At 63.1% G+C, this 10394-nt stretch carries 11 protein-coding genes and 1 tRNA gene; 10 read left to right on the top strand and 2 right to left on the bottom strand.

Annotated features, from left to right (window positions below; translation table 11 throughout):
• The coding region (gene tssD, locus ACO6VM_RS25535; protein WP_422403997.1) for a type VI secretion system tube protein TssD at positions 1-139 on the bottom strand (139 nt) is incomplete at its 3' end.
• A gap of 620 nt (positions 140-759) precedes the next feature.
• On the opposite strand from tssD, the gene ACO6VM_RS25530 reads away from it, so the two are divergent.
• The 10 genes from ACO6VM_RS25530 to ACO6VM_RS25485 all read left to right on the top strand — a co-directional run bounded on the left by ACO6VM_RS25530 (position 760) and on the right by ACO6VM_RS25485 (position 9510).
• Positions 760-2484: a tetratricopeptide repeat protein gene (locus ACO6VM_RS25530; protein WP_401060948.1), complete on the top strand. Its 1725-nt coding sequence runs from the start codon at positions 760-762 to the stop codon at positions 2482-2484.
• Positions 2485-2486: 2 nt separating this feature from the next.
• A complete protein-coding gene (gene lolB, locus ACO6VM_RS25525; protein WP_258643227.1) occupies positions 2487-3104 on the top strand; it encodes a lipoprotein insertase outer membrane protein LolB in 618 nt (205 codons plus the stop codon).
• Positions 3105-3110: 6 nt separating this feature from the next.
• On the top strand, positions 3111-3971 hold the full coding sequence (ispE, locus tag ACO6VM_RS25520; protein WP_401060950.1) for a 4-(cytidine 5'-diphospho)-2-C-methyl-D-erythritol kinase: 861 nt from the start codon (positions 3111-3113) through the stop codon (positions 3969-3971).
• Positions 3972-3991: 20 nt separating this feature from the next.
• A tRNA-Gln gene (locus ACO6VM_RS25515) sits at positions 3992-4066 on the top strand.
• Between the two features lie 47 nt (positions 4067-4113).
• Entirely contained in the window at positions 4114-5055 is a 942-nt protein-coding gene (locus ACO6VM_RS25510) for a ribose-phosphate pyrophosphokinase (protein ID WP_099773531.1), read from the top strand.
• 120 nt (positions 5056-5175) lie between these two features.
• Positions 5176-5769, top strand: a complete 594-nt coding sequence (locus tag ACO6VM_RS25505) for a 50S ribosomal protein L25/general stress protein Ctc (protein WP_401060951.1) — start codon at positions 5176-5178, stop codon at positions 5767-5769.
• Positions 5770-5850: 81 nt separating this feature from the next.
• On the top strand, positions 5851-6435 hold the full coding sequence (gene pth / locus ACO6VM_RS25500) for an aminoacyl-tRNA hydrolase (protein ID WP_110995623.1): 585 nt from the start codon (positions 5851-5853) through the stop codon (positions 6433-6435).
• 23 nt (positions 6436-6458) lie between these two features.
• Positions 6459-7559, top strand: a complete 1101-nt coding sequence (ychF, locus tag ACO6VM_RS25495; RefSeq protein WP_153788462.1) for a redox-regulated ATPase YchF — start codon at positions 6459-6461, stop codon at positions 7557-7559.
• A 200-nt stretch (positions 7560-7759) separates the two neighbouring features.
• Positions 7760-8056, top strand: a complete 297-nt coding sequence (locus tag ACO6VM_RS25490; RefSeq protein ID WP_125860382.1) for a cupin domain-containing protein — start codon at positions 7760-7762, stop codon at positions 8054-8056.
• A gap of 293 nt (positions 8057-8349) precedes the next feature.
• Positions 8350-9510: an MFS transporter gene (locus tag ACO6VM_RS25485; protein ID WP_401060954.1), complete on the top strand. Its 1161-nt coding sequence runs from the start codon at positions 8350-8352 to the stop codon at positions 9508-9510.
• A gap of 25 nt (positions 9511-9535) precedes the next feature.
• On the opposite strand, the gene ycaC is transcribed toward ACO6VM_RS25485, so the two are convergent.
• On the bottom strand, positions 9536-10156 hold the full coding sequence (gene ycaC, locus ACO6VM_RS25480; RefSeq protein WP_125860386.1) for an isochorismate family cysteine hydrolase YcaC: 621 nt from the start codon (positions 10154-10156) through the stop codon (positions 9536-9538).
• Positions 10157-10394: the final 238 nt, after the last annotated feature.

Genomic DNA, 10394 nt, shown 5'->3' with positions numbered 1-10394 from the left:
CGTGCTCGAAGCCCTGGACCATCACCTGGTCTTCGTGGCCTTCCTGGTAGGTGTTGCCCACCGAGTCGGCGGTGAACGCGCCAGCGGTGATCAGGCCTTGTTTTTCGCCAGTGACGGACATGTAGGCGGGAGTTGCCATGCGTGTTGCTCTCCATGCGTTGAGAAAGTCGCCCGGTGGCAGAAAGTTGCCGAACGGGGGATGCGCATCCATACAAAATCTGCGCCAGTGAATTTTTATCTATATAAATCAATGACTTAAATGACAATGTCATTCGTTTGGATGGGTTTTTCAGCGATCGACATTCAAAAGTTGCGCAACTTCTTGCGCAGTGCTGGCAAAAAGTTGCGCAGTTGGCTGAAGAGCCCGTGCCGTAAGGGCTGTAGCGCTTCAGAGGGCATTTTTTGACTGACCAAGTGCGCAACTTCTTGCGCAGTTGAACCTGAGGTCAAATCTGCCGAATCGCAGAGGGAGAAACGATACCGAAGCGGTACTAGAGGAGGGAGTCAGACGCTTCTCAGTCAAAAGGAAGGATTGTTCTGACAACGAGGCTGCAAAAAACCTACAAACAGCAGGGCCGGATAAACGCCGCAGAGGCTGGCAACAGGCGCTGCGCCGCGCTACAACCCTCTGGGGGGCACACCGCTACGGAACCTGTGACGCCCCGCGAAGGTCGCAGCTATCCGAACGCTTCGCAGGTGGGTTTGCCACTGCGCTTGTGTCATCATGCTCCGACCGCCGGTTAGCCACCAAAGCCCTCTATGAACAAATCCTACGCATTGCTGCTTACCCTCGCCCTGCTCCAAGGCTGCCAGAGCCTGGCCCCGAACACGTCGGGCGGCCAGACACCCGCCGCCGATGCCGGCAAGAGCGCGGAAAAGCCCGTGGTGTACGGATCGTTCAAGCAGGAGACTGTCTACAGCCTGCTGGTGGCGGAGCTGGCCGGCCAGCGCAACCGCTTCGACATCGCCCTGAAAAACTACGTCGACCAGGCCGAGAAAACCCAGGACCCTGGCATTTCCGAACGCGCCTACCGCATCGCCGAATACCTCGGCGCCGACGAACCGGCCCTGGACACCGCGCTGATCTGGGCCCGTAACGACCCGCAGAACCTCGACGCCCAGCGCGCCGCCGCCATCCAGCTGGCCCGTGCCGGGCGCTACGACGATTCCATGACCTATATGGAAAAGGTGCTGCAGGGCCAGGGCGACACCCACTTCGATTTCCTCGCCCTGTCGGCCGCCGAGACCGACCAGAGCACCCGCGACGGCCTGATGCAGAGCTTCGACCGCCTGCTGGTGAAGTACCCCGACAACAGCCAGCTGGTGTTCGGCAAGGCCTTGCTGCTGAACCAGGACAACAAGCCCGAACAGGCCCTGGAGCTGCTCGAAAGCCACCCGCCGCAGAACGGCGAGATCGCCCCGGTGCTGCTGCGTGCCCGCCTGCTGCAGGCGCTGGACCGCGGCCCGGAAGCACTGCCGCTGCTGCGCGGGGCGATCCGCGACAACCCGGAAGACAAGCGCCTGCGCCTTACCTACGCGCGCACCCTGGTCGAGCAGGACCGCATCGACGATGCCAAGGCCGAGTTCGAAAGCCTGCTGCAGCAATACCCCGAAGACGACGAGATCCGCTATTCGCTGGCGTTGGTCTGCCTGGAAACCAAGCACTGGGACGAGGCCGAAGGCTATCTGCAGGAAATGGTCGAGCGTGACGCCAACGTCGACGCCGCCCACTTCAACCTCGGCCGCCTGCGCGAAGAGCGCGGCCTGCCCGCCGCCGCCCTGCGCGAGTACGCCCTGGTGGGTGCCGGCAATGACTACCTGCCGGCGCAACTGCGCCAGGCCGACATCCTCATTGCCAACGGCCGCAGCGCCGAAGCCTCGCGCCTGCTCGCCGAGGCCCGTGAAGCGCAGCCCGACTACGCCATCCAGCTGTACCTGATCGAGGCCGAGAGCCTGGGCAACAACGGCAAGGAGGCCCAGGCCGACCAAGTGCTGCAGCAGGCGATCAAGCGCTACCCCGACGACCTCAACCTGCTCTACACCCGCGCCATGCTCGCCGAGAAGCGCGACGACCTGACGCAGATGGAAAAAGACCTGCGCGCCATCATCGCCCGCGAGCCGGAAAACGCCATGGCGCTCAACGCGCTGGGCTACACCCTGGCGGATCGCACCACCCGCTACGGCGAAGCCAAGGCGCTGATCGACAAGGCCCACCAGCTCACCCCGGACGACCCGGCGGTGCTCGACAGCCTGGGCTGGGTCAACTACCGCATGGGCAAGCTCGACGAAGCCGAGCGCCTGCTGCGCCAGGCCTACGAGCGCTTCCCCGACCATGAAGTGGCCGCCCACCTGGGCGAAGTGCTGTGGGCCAACGGCAAGCGCCGCGAGGCCAAACAGTTCTGGGCCAAGGGCTTCGAAGCACAGCCCGACAGCCCCATCCTGCGCAAGACCCTCCTGCGCCTGACCGGATCCGAGAGCCTGTAAACATGTTTCTGCGTCATTGCATCACCTTCTCGCTCATCGCCCTGCTCGCCGGCTGCGCCGGTTTCGGCAGCAAAGAGGCCGTACAAGGCCAGGGCAGCCCGCAACTGTGGCGTGAGCACAAGCAGCAGCTGGCCAGCCTCGATGGCTGGCAGATCAACGGCAAGGTCGGCATCCGCGCCCCGCGTGACTCCGGCAGCGGCACGCTGTTTTGGCTGCAACGCCAGGACTACTACGACATCCGCCTGGCCGGCCCGCTCGGCCGCGGCGCCGCGCGCCTGACCGGGCGCCCCGGTGGCGTGGTGCTTGAAGTGGCCAACCAGGGCCGTTACCAGGCCGATAACCCCGAAGCCCTGCTGGAAGAACAGCTTGGCTGGCGCCTGCCGGTATCGCACCTGGTGTGGTGGGTGCGCGGCCTGCCCGCCCCGGACAGCAAGAGCCAGCTCACCCTCGACGGCGACAGCCGCCTGGCCAGCCTCAAGCAGGACGGCTGGCAGGTGCAGTACCTCAGCTACACCGAACAGAACGGCTACTGGCTGCCCGAGCGCCTGAAGCTGCACGGTGAGAACATCGACGTGACCCTGGTGGTCAAGGACTGGCAACCGCGCCAGCTGGGGCACTGACATTTGATGGAAAAGCTCACCCTCCCCGCCCCGGCCAAGCTCAACCTGTGGCTGCACATCACCGGCCGCCGCGCAGACGGCTACCACGAGCTGGAAACCGTGTTCCAGTTCCTCGATCACGCCGACGAGTTGAGCTTCGCCCTGCGCGACGACGGCCAGATCCGCCTGCAGACCGAAATCGAGGGCGTGCCCCACGACAGCAACCTGATCGTTCGCGCGGCGCGTCAGTTGCAACAGCAATCGGGCACCGCGCTGGGCGCAGACATCTGGCTGCACAAGGTATTGCCCATGGGCGGCGGCATTGGCGGCGGCAGCTCGGACGCCGCGACCACCCTGCTGGCGCTGGCCCACCTGTGGCAACTGGACTGGGATGAAGATCGCCTGGCCACCCTGGGCCTGAGCCTGGGGGCCGACGTACCGGTGTTCGTCCGTGGCCACGCCGCGTTCGCCCAGGGCGTCGGCGAACAACTGACCCCGGTCGACCCCAGCGAACCCTGGTACGTCGTACTGGTGCCGCAAGTGTCTGTCAGCACAGCGGAAATTTTTTCGCATCCAGAGTTGACACGTGATTCCCTCCCCCTTAAGATGCGCCCCGTTCCCGAGGGAAACAGTCGAAATGACTGCCAACCGGTAGTAGAGCAACGTTATCCTGAAGTTCGCAACGCGCTGATTTCATTGGGTAAATATACGGAAGCTCGAATGACCGGCACTGGAAGTTGTGTGTTTGGGGCCTTCCCAAGCAAAGCCGAAGCTGATAAAGTTCTGGCCCTTCTTTCAGCGACCCAAACAGGGTTTGTGGCGAAAGGAAGCAATGTTTCGATGTTGCATCGCAAGCTGCAAAGTCTGCTCAAGAAGTCGAGTTCATAAGAGCTCGCAGCAACAGATACAGGGGCGTCGCCAAGCGGTAAGGCAGCAGGTTTTGATCCTGCCATGCGTTGGTTCGAATCCAGCCGCCCCTGCCATTTTCCTATACTCATCCAGGTATACCCTCAGCCTTCAGGTACTGCGCGTGTCCAAGATGATGGTCTTTACGGGGAACGCTAACCCCGATCTGGCTCGGCGTGTCGTACGTCAGCTGCATATCCCTCTCGGTGACGTCTCTGTCGGTAAATTCTCCGACGGCGAGATCAGCACTGAGATCAATGAAAATGTCCGCGGTAAAGACGTCTTCATTATTCAGCCGACCTGTGCCCCGACCAACGATAACCTGATGGAACTGGTAGTGATGGCCGATGCCTTCCGCCGCTCCTCAGCATCCCGAATCACCGCCGTGATTCCTTACTTCGGATACGCCCGCCAGGACCGCCGTCCGCGTTCGGCACGTGTAGCCATCAGCGCCAAAGTCGTCGCTGACATGCTCACTGTCGTGGGTATCGACCGTGTACTCACCGTCGACCTGCACGCTGACCAGATCCAGGGTTTCTTCGATATCCCCGTCGACAACATCTACGGCTCGCCCGTACTGGTCGACGACATCGAAGACCAGCGTTTCGAGAACCTGATGATCGTCTCCCCGGACATCGGTGGTGTGGTACGTGCTCGTGCCGTCGCCAAGTCCCTGGGTGTTGATCTCGGGATCATCGACAAACGCCGCGAGAAGGCTAACCACTCCGAGGTTATGCACATCATCGGCGACGTCGAAGGGCGCACTTGCATCCTGGTAGACGACATGGTCGACACCGCCGGCACCCTGTGCCACGCGGCCAAGGCCCTGAAAGAACACGGCGCTGCCAAGGTTTACGCCTACTGCACGCACCCTGTCCTGTCGGGCCGCGCGATCGAGAACATCGAGAAGTCGGTACTGGACGAACTGGTGGTGACCAACACCATCCCGCTGTCCGCCGCTGCTCAAGCCTGTGACCGTATCCGCCAGCTGGATATCGCACCGGTAGTAGCTGAAGCGGTACGCCGCATCAGCAATGAAGAATCGATCAGCGCGATGTTCCGCTAAGCGGGACACGTGTTGATGTGAAGCGCCCCGCCCCAACCTGTGTTGGGGCGGGGCTTTTTTGCCATCCCCGTCTGGCGCTGGTCGCAAACGCCTTGCGGGAGGCTATTTTGGAGAAACAAAATGACTGACTTCATCCTGAACGCCCAAGCGCGTACTGACCTGGGGAAAGGTGCGAGCCGCCGCCTGCGTCACACGCTGAACATCCCTGCCGTTGTTTACGGTGGCGATAAAGAAGCCCAATCCCTGACCATCGTGGCCAAGGAAATCGCCAAGCTGTTCGAAAACGAAGCTGCCTTCAGCCACGTTATCGAACTGAACGTCGACGGCGCCAAGCAAAACGTCGTGGTCAAGGCCATGCAGCGTCACCCAGCCAAAGGCTTCATCATGCACGCCGACTTCGTTCGCGTCGTTGCTGGCCAGAAGCTGACCGCCAAGGTTCCAGTTCACTTCGTCGGCGAAGAAGCCCCGATCAAGAAAGGCGGCGAGATCTCGCACGTTGTTTCCGAGATCGAAGTTTCCTGCGAAGCCAAAGACCTGCCTGAGTTCATCGAAGTCGACCTGGCCAACGCTGAAATCGGCGCCATCATCCACCTGTCGGACCTGAAAGCTCCGAAAGGCGTAGAGTTCGTCGCTCTGGCCCACGGTGATGACAAAGCTGTTGCCAACGTTCACGCTCCACGCGTTGCTCCAGAAGCAGAAGGCGCTGCCGAGTAATCCACTCGCGCGCCGGTGTTGACCGGGTTACAGTGCGCGCCGCGCCCTGTAACCCACCAACTCCAAGGAAGAGCCCCTGACGTGACCGCCATCCAGTTGATCGTTGGCCTGGGTAACCCCGGCCCCGAATACGAACAGACCCGGCATAACGCAGGGGCTCTTTTCGTTGAACGCGTAGCCAGCGCCCAGCGTGTCTCCTTGACCGCTGACCGCAAATATTTCGGCCTGACGGCTAAATTCAGCCATCAGGGCAACGACGTTCGTTTGCTGATCCCCACCACCTACATGAACCGTAGCGGCCAGTCCGTGGCGGCCTTGGCCAATTTCTTCCGGATCAAGCCGGAGGCCATTCTGGTGGCACACGACGAACTCGACCTGCCTCCCGGCGTCGCCAAGCTCAAGCGCGGTGGCGGCCACGGTGGGCACAACGGCCTGCGCGACATCATCGCGCAGCTCGGCAACCAGAACGATTTTCACCGCCTGCGGCTTGGCATTGGCCACCCGGGCGACGCCAAGCTGGTCTCCAACTTCGTCCTGGGCCGCGCACCGCGCGCCGAACAGGAGAAGCTCGACGCCAGCATCGATTATGCCCTCGGCGTGCTGCCGGACGTGCTCGCTGGCGACTTCGCCAAGGCGATGCGCGAGCTGCACAGCCAGAAGGCCTGACAACTCTAGTAAGGGGAATACCCATGGGTTTCAATTGCGGCATCGTCGGCCTGCCCAACGTCGGCAAGTCCACCCTGTTCAACGCCCTGACCAAGTCCGGTATTGCGGCAGAGAACTTCCCCTTCTGCACCATCGAGCCGAACAGCGGCATCGTGCCGATGCCCGACGCGCGCCTGAATGCGCTGGCCGAGATCGTCAAGCCAAACCGCATCCTGCCGACCACCATGGAGTTCGTCGACATCGCCGGCCTGGTGGCCGGTGCCTCGAAAGGTGAAGGCCTGGGCAACAAGTTCCTCGCCAACATCCGCGAGACCGATGCCATCGCCCACGTGGTGCGCTGCTTCGAAGACGAGAACGTGATCCACGTTTCCAACAGCGTCGACCCCAAGCGCGACATCGAGATCATCGACCTCGAACTGATCTTCGCCGACCTCGACAGCTGCGAGAAGCAACTGCAGAAGGTCGCGCGCAACGCCAAGGGCGGCGACAAGGACGCCCTGGCGCAGAAGGCGATCCTGGAGAAGCTGATCCCGCACTTCACCGAAGGCAAGCCGGCACGCAGCCTGATGAAGAACATGGCTGACGACGAGAAAGCCGTCATCCGTGGCTTCCACCTGCTGACCAGCAAGCCGGTGATGTACATCGCCAACGTGGCCGAAGACGGCTTCGACAACAACCCGCACCTGGACGTGGTCAAGGCCATCGCCGAGGAAGAAGGCGCGGTCGTGGTGCCGGTGTGCAACAAGATCGAAGCCGAAATCGCCGAGCTGGACGACGGCGAAGAGAAAGACATGTTCCTCGAGGCCCTGGGCCTGGAAGAGCCTGGCCTGAACCGCGTGATCCGCGCCGGTTACGAGCTGCTGAACCTGCAAACCTACTTCACTGCCGGCGTGCAGGAAGTACGTGCCTGGACCGTACGCGTCGGCGCCACCGCGCCACAGGCCGCCGGCGTGATCCACACCGACTTCGAAAAAGGCTTCATCCGCGCCGAAGTGGTGGCCTACGACGACTTCATCCAGTTCAAGGGTGAAGGCGGTGCCAAGGAAGCCGGCAAGTGGCGCCTGGAAGGCAAGGATTACATCGTCAAGGATGGCGACGTGATGCACTTCCGCTTCAACGTCTAAGCACAGCTCGACGTCCTCCATCGCGGGGCAAGCCCGCTCCCACGCAGTCTGCACTGGACTCGTGGGAGCGGGCTTGCCCCGCGATGCTTTTGGGCAGGGAAAAGTTGAGTGTCTACGCAACTGACTGCCAGCAGAGTTGCATTTAACACCGCGAGGGACTGTCCCAGGCTAGTCACCTTTCCGTGACCAGGCATGCTCCCATGACGCAAACAATTCAACGCCCCCAGGCCGTGCCCACCGTGCAGGTGGACACCGACGAAGTCATCGTCACCGAATGGCGTTTCGCCCCCGGCGCCGAGACCGGCCGCCATCTGCACGGCCACGACTACGTGGTGGTGCCGATGACCGACGGCACCTTGCTGCTGGAAACGCCAGAGGGCGAGAAACGCGCCCCGCTGGTGGCGGGCCAGAGCTACTTCCGCAAGGCCGGCGTCGAGCACAACGTGATCAATGCCAGCGAGCATGAAGTGGTGTTCATCGAGACCGAGCTTAAATAGACAAGCCGCCCGCCAGGCTAACTGCACTGTCCCCATCGCTGGCAAGCCAGCTCCCACAGGGTATGCGCAAGCCTTGAAGTCGGCGCGGTCAAGGTGGGAGCCGGCTTGCCGGCGATAGGCATTGCTGTCGTTCGCTGACTTCACCCCCGCAGCACAACCGTCTACACTCCTCCCCTGCTTGAACCGGGATAACCGAAGCACTGCCTCGAAACCCGATGGACCTGACCACTGCTGGTCAACCGTCGGGACTAATGGGTCCGGACCTTGGCCGGCCTGTTTATCGGAGGCAACACATGAACCCGCGTATCTGGCTGCTGGCCCTGGCGACTTTCGTCACCGGCATGGCCGAAAACATCACCGTCGGCATCCTGCCGGCACTGGCCGATGGCCTGGACGTTCCGCTCGGTGTGGCCGGGCAACTGACAACCGTCTTCTCCCTGAGCTTCGCCCTCGCCGCGCCCTTCTCTCCCCTGCTGACCACACGCTTGCCGTTGCGTGGCCTGCTGTGCGCCACCCTGGCGCTGTTCGCCCTGTGCAACCTGCTGGCGGCATCGGCGCCCGGTTACACCGCGCTGCTGATCGCCCGCATCGGCATGGCCGCGACCAGCGCGTTGACCTGTCTCACCTGCACCCTGATGGCCACGCGCATGGCCCCCGAAGCCCTGCGCGGGCGCGCCATCGGGGTGATCTTCATGGGTATCTGCAGCTCGCTGATCCTGGGCGTGCCGGCCGGCATGCTGTTGTCCGACGCCCTGGGCTGGCGCGGCGTGTTCGTTGGCCTGAGCGGCCTGGCGGTGGTGGTGCTGCTGATGGCCTGGCGCGGGCTGCCGACGTTGCAGAGCGACGAACGCATCGCCCTGGCCAGCTACCTGCGCCACGTGCGCGACAGCCGCCTGACGGCCGCGCAGGGGGTGTCGCTGTTGATGATCGCCGGGCACTTCACCGTGTTCGCCTACCTGGCGCCCTACGCCCAGCAGGTCGCCCAAGTGCCGAGCCAATGGCTGGCGGCAGTGTTCGCGGCATTCGGCATCGCCGGTGTCTCGGGCGGTTACATCGGCGGCTGGATGGCCGATCGCCTGGGTGTGGCCAAGGCCATCCTGCTGGCGCCCTTGCTGTACCTCGCCAGCCTGTTGCTGCTGCCGCTGAGCGCGAGTACGCCGTGGCTGTTCCTGCCGGCGATGATGCTCTGGGGCGGGCTGAGCTGGACCACCTCGCCGGTGGTACAGAGCTATCTGGCCAAGCGTGGGGAAGATACCTTCCCGGCGGGTATGAGCCTGAACATGTCGGCCATGCACCTGGGCGTCGGGTTGGGGTCGGCCATCGGCGGCGTGGTGATAAGCGGCTCGACGCTGGCCGCCACACCCTGGGCCGGGGCACTGTTGACGACACTGGCGGCGGGGCTGGCGATCTGGTCGGCCATGCCACGGGCTGGCGCGTTGAAAATGGCGCAGTGATCACTCACGGCGCCAGTCGAGGGGTTTACTTGGCCAGCTTGTCGTAGCTGGTCATCAGGTTGCGGTAGTCGGGGATGTGGTTGGAGAACAACGTCCCCAGCCCTTCGATGTCGTTGCGCCAGTCACGGTGCAGTTCGCAGGCCACGCCGAACCAGGTCATCAGCTGCGCGCCGGCAGCCTCCATGCGCCGCCAGGCCGAATCGCGGGTCAGCTCGTTGAAGGTGCCGGAGGCATCGGTGACCACGAACACCTCGAAGCCCTCCTCCAGCGCCGAGAGGGCCGGGAAGGCCACGCAGACTTCGGTCACCACCCCGGCGATGAGCAGTTGCTTCTTGCCGGTGGCCTTCACCGCCTTGACGAAGTCTTCGTTGTCCCAGGCATTGATGTTGCCGGGGCGAGCGATGTACGGCGCATCGGGGAATTGCGCCTTGAGCTCGGGCACCAGCGGGCCGTTGGGGCCGGTCTCGAAGCTGGTGGTGAGGATGGTCGGCAGCTTGAAGTACTTGGCCAGGTCCGCCAGCGCCAGCACGTTGTTCTTGAACCGGTCGGGGTCAATGTCGCGTACCAGCGACAGCAACCCGGCTTGATGGTCGACCAGCAGGACGGCAGCGTTGTTCTTGTCCAGTCGCTTGTATTGGAACGCCATGGCTGAACTCCTTGCTTTGCAGGTAGGGAGTTTCCAGCGTAGGCAATCAACAGGCACAAGGCCGACCGTCAGTCGGCCCAGGGCATCTGATTGCTTCAGAGTCCTGACTGCGCTGTTTGCACGGGTAGCGACATACGCTAACTAACTGGTTTACCTGAACGCGTGGGGGGGGGGGGGGGGGGGGGGGGGGGGGGGAGGGGGGGGGCGGGGGGAGGGGGAGGAGAGGCACCAAGTGCGA

This window comes from Pseudomonas sp. GZD-209, from assembly GCF_049310485.1.
GTDB lineage: Bacteria > Pseudomonadota > Gammaproteobacteria > Pseudomonadales > Pseudomonadaceae > Aquipseudomonas > Aquipseudomonas sichuanensis.
This window is presented reverse-complemented; position numbering and strand designations above follow the sequence as displayed.